This is a genomic window from Roseibium aggregatum IAM 12614, assembly GCF_000168975.1.
In the GTDB taxonomy this organism is placed as follows: Bacteria; Pseudomonadota; Alphaproteobacteria; order Rhizobiales; family Stappiaceae; genus Roseibium; species Roseibium aggregatum.
The window spans coordinates 227,130-240,286 of the sequence record NZ_AAUW01000005.1 but is presented as its reverse complement, the minus strand read 5'-3'; the positions used below and the strand labels follow the sequence as shown (position 1 = coordinate 240,286).

12 protein-coding genes are annotated in these 13,157 nt (G+C 60.1%); 8 read left to right on the top strand and 4 right to left on the bottom strand.

The window, feature by feature from the left end:
* Positions 1-22: 22 nt before the first annotated feature.
* From SIAM614_RS08725 to SIAM614_RS08715, 3 genes are all read right to left on the bottom strand, one after another.
* Positions 23-1,321 (bottom strand): M24 family metallopeptidase, encoded by a 1,299-nt coding sequence (locus tag SIAM614_RS08725; RefSeq protein ID WP_006933717.1) that lies wholly within the window; start codon positions 1,319-1,321, stop codon positions 23-25.
* A 66-nt stretch (positions 1,322-1,387) separates the two neighbouring features.
* A complete protein-coding gene (locus SIAM614_RS08720; RefSeq protein WP_006933716.1) occupies positions 1,388-2,194 on the bottom strand; it encodes an SDR family NAD(P)-dependent oxidoreductase in 807 nt (268 codons plus the stop codon).
* A gap of 12 nt (positions 2,195-2,206) precedes the next feature.
* Entirely contained in the window at positions 2,207-3,961 is a 1,755-nt protein-coding gene (locus SIAM614_RS08715) for an ABC transporter substrate-binding protein (protein WP_198137286.1), read from the bottom strand.
* A 296-nt stretch (positions 3,962-4,257) separates the two neighbouring features.
* Between SIAM614_RS08715 and SIAM614_RS08710 the strand changes: the two genes are divergently transcribed.
* The 8 genes from SIAM614_RS08710 (at position 4,258) to SIAM614_RS08675 (ending at position 12,184) form a co-directional block, all read left to right on the top strand.
* Positions 4,258-5,220: a sugar ABC transporter substrate-binding protein gene (locus SIAM614_RS08710; protein ID WP_040439641.1), complete on the top strand. Its 963-nt coding sequence runs from the start codon at positions 4,258-4,260 to the stop codon at positions 5,218-5,220.
* Between the two features lie 80 nt (positions 5,221-5,300).
* Positions 5,301-6,098: an SDR family oxidoreductase gene (locus tag SIAM614_RS08705; protein ID WP_006933713.1), complete on the top strand. Its 798-nt coding sequence runs from the start codon at positions 5,301-5,303 to the stop codon at positions 6,096-6,098.
* An 86-nt stretch (positions 6,099-6,184) separates the two neighbouring features.
* Positions 6,185-7,159: an ABC transporter permease gene (locus SIAM614_RS08700; RefSeq protein WP_040439707.1), complete on the top strand. Its 975-nt coding sequence runs from the start codon at positions 6,185-6,187 to the stop codon at positions 7,157-7,159.
* 11 nt (positions 7,160-7,170) lie between these two features.
* Entirely contained in the window at positions 7,171-8,172 is a 1,002-nt protein-coding gene (locus tag SIAM614_RS08695; protein WP_006933711.1) for an ABC transporter permease, read from the top strand.
* The gene (locus SIAM614_RS08690) at positions 8,169-9,680 is read left to right on the top strand and encodes a sugar ABC transporter ATP-binding protein (RefSeq protein WP_006933710.1); all 1,512 of its coding nucleotides are present in this window, start codon (positions 8,169-8,171) and stop codon (positions 9,678-9,680) included. Before SIAM614_RS08695 ends, SIAM614_RS08690 begins: the two co-directional genes overlap by 4 nt.
* Complete coding sequence (locus tag SIAM614_RS08685) at positions 9,680-10,555, top strand: NAD(P)-dependent oxidoreductase (RefSeq protein ID WP_006933709.1); 876 nt, start codon at positions 9,680-9,682, stop codon at positions 10,553-10,555. Before SIAM614_RS08690 ends, SIAM614_RS08685 begins: the two co-directional genes overlap by 1 nt.
* Positions 10,552-11,262, top strand: a complete 711-nt coding sequence (locus SIAM614_RS08680) for a ThuA domain-containing protein (protein ID WP_006933708.1) — start codon at positions 10,552-10,554, stop codon at positions 11,260-11,262. The genes SIAM614_RS08685 and SIAM614_RS08680 overlap by 4 nt, the downstream gene beginning before the upstream one ends.
* A 151-nt stretch (positions 11,263-11,413) precedes the next feature.
* Positions 11,414-12,184: a sulfotransferase family protein gene (locus SIAM614_RS08675; protein ID WP_006933707.1), complete on the top strand. Its 771-nt coding sequence runs from the start codon at positions 11,414-11,416 to the stop codon at positions 12,182-12,184.
* A gap of 120 nt (positions 12,185-12,304) precedes the next feature.
* On the opposite strand, the gene SIAM614_RS08670 is transcribed toward SIAM614_RS08675, so the two are convergent.
* Positions 12,305-13,027, bottom strand: coding sequence for a FadR/GntR family transcriptional regulator (locus SIAM614_RS08670; protein ID WP_006933706.1), 723 nt, complete (start codon positions 13,025-13,027; stop codon positions 12,305-12,307).
* Between the last annotated feature and the right edge of the window lie 130 nt (positions 13,028-13,157).

The window sequence follows — 13,157 nt, the reverse complement described above, 5'->3', positions numbered from 1 at the left end:
ACGGCCGGGCACGATGGGCAGGTCAGTACCGGTTGGCGATGGGAAGCTCTTCGGCGGGGAACAGGCTGATGACCTCAACGCCCGTGTCCGTCACCACGACTTCCTCCTCGATCCGGGCGGCGGAATAGCCGTCGGCGGCCGGGCAGTAGGTTTCCAGCGCGAACACCATGCCCGTCTTGATTTCCATCGGATGGTCGAGCGAGACCGCACGCGAGATGATCGGCCGCTCATGCAGGGCCAGACCCAGGCCGTGGCCGAATTGCAGGCCGAAGGCCGTTTCCTCGTTGGGGAAGCCGAACTCCTCTGCCTTGGGCCAGACTTCCGCCACCTTGTCGGTGGAAACGCCGGGCTTGATCATGGCGATGGAGGCATCGATCCATTCGCGTGCCTTGACGTAGGCATCGCGCTGCGCCGGCGTGGCCCGGCCGATGTTGAAGGTCCGGTAGTAGCAGGTCCGATAGCCCTGATAGGACTGCAGGATGTCGAAAAACGCCTGATCTCCGGGCCGGAAATAGCGGTCGGTGAAATTGTGCGGATGCGGATTGCAGCGCTCGCCGGAGATGGCGTTGATCGCCTCGACGTCGTCCGATCCCATTTCGTAGAGCATCTTGTTGGACAGGGCGACGATGTCGTTCTCACGCACGCCCGGCTTCAGCTCCTCGTAGATCATGTGATAGACGCCATCGACCATGGAGGCAGCCTGCGTCAGAAGCTGGATCTCGTCCCAGTTCTTGATCTCGCGCGCCGCCAGCATGATCTGCTGGCCGTCGACTACATTCAGCCCTTCTGCCTGCAACGCATGGAACATGGCGGTTTCCGCATAGTCGACACCGACCGGCATGTCCGCCATGCCGGCGTCGCGGATCAGCCCGGCAATTTCACGGGCATATTTGCGCATCAGGCCGAATTCCGGCGGGATGGTGCCGCGCATCCCGACCACACCGGCCCGGCAGTGATCCGGCACCAGCCAGTCGGAGAATTTCTTGTGGTGAACGGCGGCAGAGCCGAAATCCCACACGTAAGGGGCATCATCGCCCGTCAGCAGGCAGAAGCGGCACATCTTGTCCCGCTCCCATTCGCCGATCTTGGTGGCCGAGACGTAGCGGATGTTGTTGACGTCAAACAGCAGCAGCGTGCCGGCGGGAGACGCCTTCAGGGCCTCCCGTGTCCGGGCCAGGCGATACCGGCGCAGGCGGTCGTGGTCGATGCGGCGTTCGAAATCGACGGATGTATGGCCCCAGGCAGGCAAACGCCCTTCCCAGCGCCAATGGGGTTCGAGGTCCTGCGGCGTCAGGAGGTTGGGTAACAGTGCGCGAGACATGGCTCTCTCCTTCGGATGCACCTGCGCACATCCGTCATGTGAAAAAGAATATTGTTTTTCAGTTCGTTACTGGATGCACCAACCGCCGTCGATGTGGATCATCTGGCCGGTCATGTAGTCGCTCTCGGGGCTGGCGAGAAAAGACGCAGTGCCCTTGATATCGTCCGGATAGGACACCCGCTTGATCACCAGTTCGTTGTTGGCGATGTCTTCGTAGGCCTGTCCGGCCCGTTCCTTGAAGCCGATCTCGACAAGATCCTTGTCCAGCTGTTCCCAAAGTGGTGTCACCACCACGCCCGGTGCATAGCCGTTGACGGTGATATTGTGTTCGCCGAGCGCGACCGCGCCGCAGTGGGTCAGCGCCAGGCAGCCGTATTTGGATGTGCAGTAGACGGTCACATCCACCAACGGCTTGCGCGAGGCGATGGAGCCGACATTGATCAGCTTGTAGGGGAAATCCTTCGGCCCTTGCGCAATCATCTGCCGGGCGGTTTCCTGCATGCCCAGCCACATCGCCTTGGTGTTGACGCCCATGATGAGATCCCAGTTGTCCTCATCGATATCCATGAAGAAACGAGGCTTGTTGAGGCCGGCATTGAAAAGGCCGACATTGATGCTGCCGAAGGCGTCGACTGTTGCCGCGACCGCTGCAGCGTTGTCCTCGCGGCGGGTCACATCCATCTTGACCGCGACTGCCTTGCCGTTTCCGGCCGCATTGATGCGATCGGCGACGGCCTGGGCTTCGTCGAGGTCCAGATCACCAAGACAGACGTTAGCGCCTTGCGCCGCGAAATGCTCGGCGTTGGTCGCCCCCATGCCGCGCGCGGCACCGGTGATCAGAACGTTTTTTCCCTTGAGCCGATTGGGGTCCATGATTTCCTCCCATTAAAGTTTTCCAGCCTCCCGCATCATTCGGTCGGCACGATCCTGAGCCATCTGCAACGCGGCTTTTGGCGACTTCACGCCACGCAACATGTCGTGGCATTCCTCCCCGCATATGCGGATGATGTCGTTGATTTCAGGGATCGGGGGACGCGGCCAGAACTGCAGTTCGTCCCGCCAGGACATGGCGTCCACCGCCTCGAAAATCGGAGACAGGCGCCGCACTTCCGGGTCCGCGCCAACTGAGTAGCGCGGATTGGTGCGGCTGCCGTGTTCGACGTAAAGCTTCTGCGCTTCGGGCGACGTAAAGACGATCAGCGCTTCGGCCGCCGCCTCCAGCCGCTCCGGTGCGATGTTGGCCGGTATGCCGAGCAGATACCCGCCGACAGGGGCGATGTTCTGCGCATTGGGGCCGGAAGGATGCGGCAGGAAGCCGACCTTGCCATGGGCCGCACAGGCCGGATTCTGTTCAAAGTACGGGGCCAGCAAGGTGTAGCCGTAGGCCATTGCCACCCGCCCGCTGGCGAAGGGGCGGACGCGCTCGTACCAGGACATCGACAGGATGTCCGGCGGCGAATACTGAAGCAGCGCCATCAGGTATTCCGCCGCATCGAGCGCACGCTCTGAATAGATGACCGGTCGGTAGTCTCCGTCCGCAAGACGCGAGGCATCATAGCCGCCGGCCTGTTTCGGCAGGTCCAGAATGGGCTGACCAAAATCCGCGCAGGTCATCATGAAGGTATGGCCAAGCGCCGTGCCGCGCGCAGCGTTCCAGGCAATTCCGTATCGACCCTGAACCGGATCGTTGAGCCTGGCGGCAGCCTTCAGCAGCGCATCGGTGGTCTGCGGCGGCTCCAGCCCGGCCTCTGCCAGCAGATCCTTGCGGTAGAACAGCAGCTCCGGTGTTGTCTGCGAGGGCACACCATAGGGCTTGCCTCCCCAGTGGGCTGCCTGCCAGCCGGCCGTGTGAAAATCGCTGGGCTGAAGCCGTTCGACGTCCAGCACCTCATCCAGCGGCAGCAGGTAGCCATTCTCGGCAAACTCTCCGAGCCAGGGCAGATCCAGGGCAATCAGGTCGTAGCGGCTTGTCGGCCGGTGGGCGTTCTTGACCGCTTCCTCGTGGAGCCGGTCGATGGAAAAGGCCCGCTGCTGTATGGAACAGCCGACCACCTGCTCGAACTGGCGCTTGAGGCCGTGCATCACCATGAAGGTGGGATCCCCATGCACCAGAACGCGGAGATCGCCGGAGAGCTTCAAGGGCTCGAGCAGCACCTGGGGCGGCTGGATCGTCTGGGCTTCCAGATAGGATCCGCCGAAGTAATAATCCTGAGTGCCGGAGCGCAGATCGGCCGATCCAAACGACTGGGCCGCCATCCTGCGGACACGGCTGCTGAACTGGGTCCATGCCTCCAGCATGCCGGCGCTCGGGTGGAGCGAGTAGCTTTTGCCGGTCGAGGTTCTCGGCCGTTGCTCGATCAGGCCGCTGTCGATCATCTCGCGCATGCGGCGGCTGGCCGTCGCGTAGGGTACCCCCGACGCGCCGATGAGCGAGGTCGGCGTCACCGCCTTCGCTTCCAGATGCCTTTTCACCAGATAGGTCGACATTTTGACATAGGGGTTCGGAGCAGATATCTCCAACAGACCATCCATCTCTTCTTCAAAGTTCTCCAGAAAGCTGAGAACCTGCAGAATTTCTGTCTTGGCCTGTTGCGTCAGATAAGTCTTTTCGCGAACCAACTCTCCCTCTTGCTGGTTCATCGCTCGGCTCCAGTTTTCCGGACGGGACGAACCACTGCTGCGTTTCCTCGTTTTGGATATTTTTTGGATCGACATTGAATGTCCTCCTAAGCGTGAGCGAGATGACCGGTGAGAAAAACGGCCAAAAAATCCATTATGGATATAAGACCATCCATTTTGGATATTTTCGAGGGGGCATCATCCGGGAGAGGTGTGCAGGATTTTTGATGACGCTCACGGTGAGCGCTTACCCGTGTCAGGAGGAGGCACGGTTCAGAATTCAGACCATTCGATTGGTCTTTCAGGGAGGAAACGAAATGACGAACACTTTCCGTTCGCTGCTTGTCGCCACGACCGCCATTGCAGGCCTGACGCTGACCGGTGCTGCCAGTGCAGAAACCATGAAGATCGGCATCACGCAGAACAATGTCGGCGTCGACAGCTACCAGACCACATATGAAAAAGCCTTCATCGCCGCAGCCGACGCAAATGCGGATGTCGAAACCGTCGTGCTGGACGCCGGCGGCGATGTCGCGCGTCAGATCGCTCAGATGGAAGACCTGATCCAGCAGGAAGTCGACGCTATCATCATCTGGCCGACAAATGGCGAAGCCGTCATTCCGGCAGTGCGCAAGGCTTTCAAGGCCGATATTCCGGTCATCGTGACCAACTCGAACATTGCCGAACAGGGCTTCGAGTTTGTGAAGTCCTTCTCTGGTCCGGACAACATCACCCAGGGGTCCCGCTCCGCGGAAATCATGTGTGACAAGTTCAAGGACATGGGCATCGAGAACGAAGCCAGGATCGTGCAGATTTCCGGTCAGCCGGGCTACACGACAGCGATCGAACGCGCAAAGGGCTTTGAAGACCGTTTGCCGGAAGTTTGCCCGAACGTTACCCTGATGGAGACCCAGCCGGGCGACTGGAACCGTGAAAAGTCCCAGAAGGTCATGGAAGCCTTCCTGGTGAAATATGATGACATCGACGGCGTTTACGCCGGAGACGACAACATGGGTGTCGGCGCGCTGAATGCCGCCAAAGCCGCCGGACGCGAGGGCATCATCTTCGTCGGCGCGACCAACTTCTCCGTCGGTTACGAGGCCATGGAACGCGGCGAATACTGGGGTTCGATCTACCAGTCGCCCGTCGACGATGCCGAAGCTGCCCTGCAGACGGCCATCGACATTCTGTCCGGCAAGGATGTCCCGTTCCTGAACTACTTCGACACACCGAAGATCACCCAGGACAACATGGCCGAATTCGAAAAGCCTGTCTTCTAAGACTGAAGAACAAGCCCGACTGGGGCGCAAGCCAAGCTTTGCGCCCCTTTTTTCCGAATGACATCGACCGGGAGGAAACCATGGGCCGAGTGTCCGGGCGTTCCTGTATCGTCACTGGCGCCGCCCGAGGGATCGGCCGCGCCATCGGCGAAGCGCTTATCAACGAGGGAGCCGATGTCTGCTTTGCCGACATCAACGGTGAACAGGCACAGGCTGTCTGCGAAGCGAACCGCGAGCGGGCCACTGAAGCCGGCGCGGGCGTGACATGGGCGAAGGTCGACGTGACCGATCGCGACCAGGTACGCGCCATGATCGACAAAACCGTCGAGACCTTCGGCAAACTGGACGTGAAGTTCAACAATGCCGGCGTCAACAAACCCATGAACTTTCTCGATGTCACCGAAGACAACTGGAACTTCATCATGGGGGTGAACGGCCTGGGGTGCCTGATCGGCATGCAGGAGGCCGCGCGCCAGATGATCGCCCAGGGCACCGGCGGCAAGATCATCAACACCGCTTCCATCGCCAGCCGCCAGGGGTTCGACAATGTCGCACCTTACTGCGCTTCGAAATGGGCCGTGGTCTCGCTGACCCAATCCGGCGCCAGAGACCTTGCCAGGCACAACATCACTGTCACAGGCTTCGCGCCGGGTGTCGTCGCCACGGAAATGTGGGAACAGGTGGACCGCGATCTTCTGGACATCGGCGCCGCCGAACGCCCCGGGCAGGCGATGGAGGAATTCTCTTCCGAAATCCTGAGGGGCCGGGTGGCAACACCATCCGATATCACGGGAACGACCACGTTCCTGGCGTCACCGGAAAGCGATTACATGACCGGCCAGGTGGTGATGATCGATGGCGGCATGACGCTCGTCTGAGATTTTACAACAGAATGAGGGAGGGTCTGTTGTCCGATATATCAAGCAAGGCTGCCAGCCATCCCGGCAGTTCGAAGGATAAATCCATGAAGCCCTTCAGTCTGACAGGCGTTGGGGGATTTCTGGCGAAACAGGGCATTCTGGTCGCCTTCGCCGTATTCATCATCGGCTTCACGATCGCCAATCAGCGCTTTCTCGACCCTGACAACATCATGGGCGTCGTTCGCTCTTCCGCCATTCTCGGCGTGATGGCTCTGGGTGTCACCTTCGTCGTCATCAGCGGCAATCTCGATCTTTCCGTCGGCTCCATGATGTCCTTTGCGACCATCGTGGTCCTTGATCTGCACGACAAGCTGGGCCCGGCGCTCGCGATCCCCTCCATGTATGCGATGGTCCTGTGCCTGGGCGCTTTCATCGGGTTTCTTGTCGGATATCTGAAGCTCAACTCCCTGATCGTCACCCTCGGCATGCTGTCGGCGATCCACGGCCTCACCCTCACCTATTCCGGCGGCAAGAACATGGATATCGCCGACAAGGAAGGCACCTGGTTCAGCGTGTTCGGCCAGTCGACCCTGCTCGGCATTCCCGTGCCGATCCTGCTGTTTGCCCTTGTCGCCTCTGTTCTGGGGATCGTGCTGGCAAAGACCCCCTTCGGCCGCAAGGTCTATGCGGTGGGCGGCAACGGCACGGCTGCAACCTTTTCCGGCATCCGCCGGGCGCGCGTCGTCTTCACCTGCTACCTCCTGTCCGCCTTTTGCGTCGGCACCGCCGGACTCATCCAGGCCAGCCGCTCGCTCGGGAGCCAGAACACCGTGGGCCAGGGGCTGGAACTTGAAGTGCTGGCAGCCGTCATCCTCGGCGGGGCGTCCCTGCTGGGTGGTTCCGGCACGATCTTCAAGACCGTCATCGGTGTCCTGATCCTCGGCTTCATCCAGAACGGCCTCCTGCTCGTCGGGCTGCAGTTCTATGTCCAGTATGTCGTCACCTGGATCATCATCATTCTTGCCGTGTGGCTGGATATTGCCGCCAAACGCGGCAAGCTCTGGTCGCCGTTCGCGTGAGGGAGGGAAAGATGGAACCGGGAACCTTAAGCACCTTTTTGAAACGCGGCGCGATCTGGGGCTTTATCGTCGTCGAGCTGCTCTTCTTCTCGATCGCGGGTGAATTCCTGTCGCTGAGCGACAAGGCGTTCATGGACATGGACAACATGCTGCTGCTGTTCAAGCAGTCCGCCCCCATCGGCATCATCGCCATCGGCATGACGATCATCATGATCAACGGCAACATCGACCTGAGTGTCGGCGCCACCTTTGCCTTGAGCGCGGTCGTGCTGCTCGACAGCATGACATGGCCGGTCTTTGCCGGTCTCGGCGATGGCGTCATTCCGATTGCCTGGGGTCTCGCACTGCTGACGGGGATTGTGCTCGGCGCCCTCAACGGACTGATCGTGTGGAAGACCGGGGTCGATGCCTTCATCGTCACGCTCGGATCCATGCTCGGCTATCGCGGACTGGTGTTCATGTACAATGGGGAACAGCCGACCTCCCACCTCAACTGGACCCTGGTCGATTTTGCCGAAGCCCATTTCCTGGGTCTTCACACCGCCACGTGGTTCCTCATTGCGGTTACCGCCGTGGTCTGGTTCGTGATGAACCGCACGATCCACGGTCGCAACGCCTATGCCATCGGCGACAACCGGACTGCTGCCATCAATGCCGGCATCCGGGTCGGGCCGCACATGATGATCAACTTCATGATCATCGGTTTTCTCGCGTCCCTGTCTGCCGTGGTGTTCTATTCCGAGTCCGGTTCGGTCAATCCCAACGACGGCGAACTCTATGAGCTGTGGGTCATTACGGCCGTTGTGCTTGGCGGCACCAAGCTCACCGGTGGGGCCGGGTCCGTGCTTTCGACGCTTGGAGGTGTCATTGCCATCCAGCTTCTGCGCAAGGGGCTGGGGCACATCGGCGCCGACACGGAAACGGTCAATCTGGTTATCGGCCTGATCCTGATCGCCGTCCTCTTCCTCGACCGTCAATTGAACCTCAAAGGCAAACAGGAGCTGAGAATATGACCAGCGCCACCCCCGCCTTGCGCCTGGAAGGCATCGTCAAGACCTTCCCCGGCGTCCGCGCTCTGGACGGTGTCTCCTTTTCCGTCCTGCCCGGTGAAGTCCATGCCCTGATGGGCGAAAACGGCGCTGGGAAATCGACCCTGATGAAGGTGCTCGGCGGCATCTACCAGCCGGACGAGGGCAAGATCATCGTCAGCGAGCAACCGGTCGTCATGACGTCGCCGCTTCAGGCGAAAAGCAAGGGCATCGTCTTCATTCACCAGGAACTGAGCCTTGCCGAAGAACTGACGGTTGCCGAAAACATCTATCTCGGCGAATTGCCGCGCAAGAGTTTCGGCCGCGTCGACTGGCCGAAGCTGCATGAGCAGACCAACCGCATTCTGGAGACGCTCAAGGTCGGTTTCGACGCACGCACGCGCGTCGGCGACCTTTCCATCGCCAACCAGCAGATGGTGGAAATTGCCCGCGCCCTGACCGTTGAAGCCAAGGCGGTCATCTTCGATGAACCGACCGCTTCTCTGACCGACGCGGAAAAGGTGGTTCTGTTCGATGTCATCGACAACCTGAAAGCCGAAGGCGTCGGCATCATCTACATCTCGCACCGCATGGAGGAGATCTTCCGCATGACCGACCGTATCAGCGTGCTGCGGGACGGACAGTATCGGGGCACCCTGAACACGGCCGAGACCAGCGAGGACGAAATCACGCAATTGATGATTGGCCGCAAGCTCGACCTGTCGCGCAACGCCGTCCATCACGAACTGGGCGATGTGGCACTGGAAGTGCGCGGCCTCTCCTGCGGGAAGCTGTTCCGGGACATCAGCTTTGAGGTGCGCAAGGGCGAGGTTGTCGGCTTCTATGGCCTTGTTGGTGCTGGCCGCACGGAAATCGCCGAAACCCTGTTCGGCCTGCGCGAACCCAGCAGCGGCACCATTTTGCTGAATGGCGAGGAAACCGTCTTTCACTCACCGGCCGACGCCATCGCCAAAGGCATTTCTCTGGTGCCGGAAGACCGCAAGGCACAGGGCCTCGTTCTGGGCATGAACTGCCGGGACAACATGACCCTGCCTCAGGTGGACGACCTCAAGGCCGGCCCCTTCGTTGCCGAGGGCGCGGAAATTGCGATCTTCGACCAGTACCGGGACCGGCTCGACATTCGCACGCCCGGCTGGAAGCAGCTTGCCGGCAACCTCTCCGGCGGTAACCAGCAGAAGATCGTCATCGGCAAGTGGCTCTCCATGCATCCGAGCGTGCTGATCGTCGATGAACCGACGCGCGGGATCGATGTCGGCAGCAAGTCCGAGATCCACAATCTGATCCGCGACCTGGCCAGCCAGGGCTATGCAATCATCGTGATCAGTTCGGAAATGCCGGAGGTTCTGCATGTCAGCGACAGGATCGTCGCCATGTACAGCGGTGAGATCATCCGGACGTTCACCTCCGAGGAAGTTACCGAGGACAATCTCATCCAGGCCATTTCCGGCATAAGGCCGGAAAAGGCCGCCTGATGCGGGTCGGATTTGCAGGGCTCGGCCGGATGGGCGTGCGCATGGCCGCCAATCTGGCCGCCGCCGGTCTGGAGGTGAGCATCTGGAACCGGACAGCTGAAACTGCGCGGACCTTCGCCTCCGCCCACAACGCCTTTCCGGCAGCCACCCCGAAAGATCTGGCGGAGCGGTCGGATATCGTGATCACCATGCTCGCCGACGATGCTGCTGCGGAGACAGTCTATTTCGGGCCGGATGGTCTGTTTGAAGCTTCGAGCGGCGCGCAGGTTCTGGTCGAAATGGGCACCCTTTCCGTCCCCATGGCAGAACGTCTGGCGCGAGCTGCGCAGGAAAAAGGCCGGCGCTTCGTCGATGCACCTGTTTCCGGCGCTACACAGGCGGCCAAGGACGCAAAGCTGTTGATCATGGCAGGCGCCACAGCGAGCGATGCGCCCGAACTTGCCGCTCTCTTCGATGTTCTGGGCCGGAAAACAATCTGGTTGGGCAAAGCCGGTGCAGGCGCCGCCATGAAGCTTGGCGTCAACATGCTTATTCACGGTCTCAACCAGACGCTGGCCGAAGCCCTTTCCCTGACAACGGCCGCCGGCATCCCGCAGGAACAAGCCTACGAGGTCGTCGAAAATTCCGCAGCCGCCGCCCCGGTTATCGCCTATCGCAAGGGACTTTATCTGGACGAGGCCGCCCATGAGGTGAGCTTCACGGTCGCGCTTGCCCGCAAGGATGTCGGGCTGGCACTGGAACTTGCATCCACCTGCGGTGTGGTCATGCCGCAGGCGGAACTCAATCATGCGGTTCTGAAGGCTGCCGGCCAGGCCGGATATGACGGCCGCGACATGGCCTCCATTCTTTCCTTCGTGAACAAGGGTCTGAAATGAAAGCAGTTCTGTTTGTCGGTGGCTGGGAAGGCCACACGCCCACCCACTTCAGCGACTGGTACGAAGCGCTGCTTCGCGACAATGGGTTCAGCGTCACCGTCTACGACACGATGGAACCGCTGGAGCGGCCGGATGAGCTTGCCGATGTCGATCTGATCACGCCGATCTGGTCGTCGGCCCGCTCGGGTCATCAGCAGGAATTCGGCAACATGACCAAACCTCAGGAGGACGGGCTGCTGAAACTCGTCGCCAACGGCTGCGGTATTGCCGGATGGCACGGACACATGGGCGATGCCTTCCGCGACCGTCCGACCTACCATTTCCTGATCGGCGGGCAGTTTGTCGCTCATCCTCCCGGGTGGCCGGACAACCTTCAGCCACGGGAAGACTACATCGACTACGATGTGACCATCTGCAAACCGGACGATCCGATCGTGAAGGGCATCAGGAGCTTCCGCCTGACGTCCGAGCAGTATTACATGCTGGTAGACCCTTCCAACGAGGTTCTGGCCACCACCACCTTCTCCGGCGATCACCTATGGTGGATCGAGGGAACCGTCATTCCCGTCGTCTGGAAACGGCGCTGGGACAAGGGCCGGGTGTTCTACTGCTCCATCGGCCACGAACTGGACGATCTCAAGGTGCCCCAGGTGACGGAAATCATTCGCCGCGGCGCACTCTGGGCAGCAGAAGGCAAATCCGCTTAGCCCCCCTTCAGATTTTCCGACAGGAGCGTCACGCTTCAATAAACGCCGGCTTTCCGCTAGGGTGATCAGGCTTTCATGATCGGTTGGCGCACCTATGACTGCACCGGTGTGAGGGAGTGCGAATATTCCGCCTCAGGAAAAGGGAGGTGTTTTGAAGTTTGATAAAAAGATCTTCTTTTGCCACATCCCGAAGACAGCCGGCACCTCATTGCGCCTTTCGCTGGAACAGGCAGTTGGAGAGGCAGCAGTCGTCCCCTCTCAAGCGCTGATTTCGCACCATCTTGGCCGCTATCCGCCGCTTCACGTGGCCTTGCAGGAGCTTCAGGACAAACCGGACTTTCGCCTGTTTCGGGGCCACTACGGCTTATGGGTTCGAACATATCTGCCGAAGAAGACGCTGACGATCGTGGTGCTGCGTGATCCGATAGAGCGAACCATTTCCCACATTCGGCATTTTCTCGCAGATGGAAAAATGACGGAGACAGATGCGCTCGAAAGCCTGGATCAGGGCCGATTGCCAGGTGCTGACAATCTTATATGCCGATATCTGGGTGGAACCCCCATAGTGGCAGAAGGACAAGAGTTGTCCGACCGGTTTGTTGCTTCCAAAACCAACCCGATCGATGACTGCGACGCTCTTCTCAAACGGGCCGTTTCCACCTGTCGCTCGGTGAACATACTGGGGTTTACCGATGACGTGCCGGCTCTCTTCGAGAGAATCTCGCAGGAAACCGGCCTGCCCCTGACACTGCGGCAGGACAATCGGAGCCGTTATCCTGCGCTATCGCTCTCGGATCGTCAGCTCGACGTCATCAGGAACCACAATACAATCGATCTGCGCCTTTATGAGACGATGAGAGCCGAGCGAAACAGCAACAAGTTTATACGTCTTCTGCGAAAAACAGGCCTGCTCGGGTCCTGAGCTACCGTGACGATCCTGCCTTCCAGAGACAGCCCACAAAAGACCGACAGCTTGCGGGTGTGAAAATCAGCCGATTGGATAACCCGCTTGCGGTCAAGACAGCACCCAGGGGCGACGACTCTAAACCTTGGTGCCCAGCTTGACCTCGACATTGAGGCGGGACGCGGCGCCTTGAACATGCGTTGCCATGGCGTCGCGGGCGGCGGTCCTGTCGCCTGCCTCTATTGCGGCCAGCACCCTGCGGTGCTCATCCAGCGTGATCTCCACCAGATCGTCCTTGGTGTAGATATCCGACGTCACCCGCGTGGTTTCCTTCAAGCGTGAGGAAATATAGCAGATGATGGCAAAGAGATAGGAATTGCCGGCCGCCTTGCCGATGGCGCGGTGAAACACGGCATCGGCTTCCAGCCGCTGTTCGTCAAACTGCTTGTGTCCCTCGAGGACGGCGACCGCCGCCCGCATTTCCGAGAGATCCTCTGCGCTGCGGCGTAACGCGGCAAGGCCAGCGGCCTCGATCTCCAGGAGACCGCGCAATTCGAAGAGATCTGCCAGATTGCCGGATTTTTCGAGTGACCTGATGTCCACCCGGAACGTTTCGCGTTCCGAAACGGGTTTGACGACGGCTCCACGGCCCTGGCGCGATTCAATGACACCGTCCGAGCGCAGCCGGGCGATGGCTTCACGCACCACGTTGCGGCTGACGCCGAAGGTTCCGGCAAGGGCGTGTTCCGTCGGCAAGGGATCGCCTGGCATCAGTTCGCCATCTTGTATCTTTGCCATGATGTCCGCAGCAATGCGGTCCGGCAACAGCGACGACCGGCGCACTTCCCGAGACTCCACCATGCCCGGTACCTCCTTGCATTGCCGCAGGGTTCTTCGTGTTATTCAACGGCTTGATGCATCCATAGGACAAGCTCCGGCGCTTGTCGAGCCAATCGGCAATATGGTTTCAAATCGCAGAAACCTGCCATTC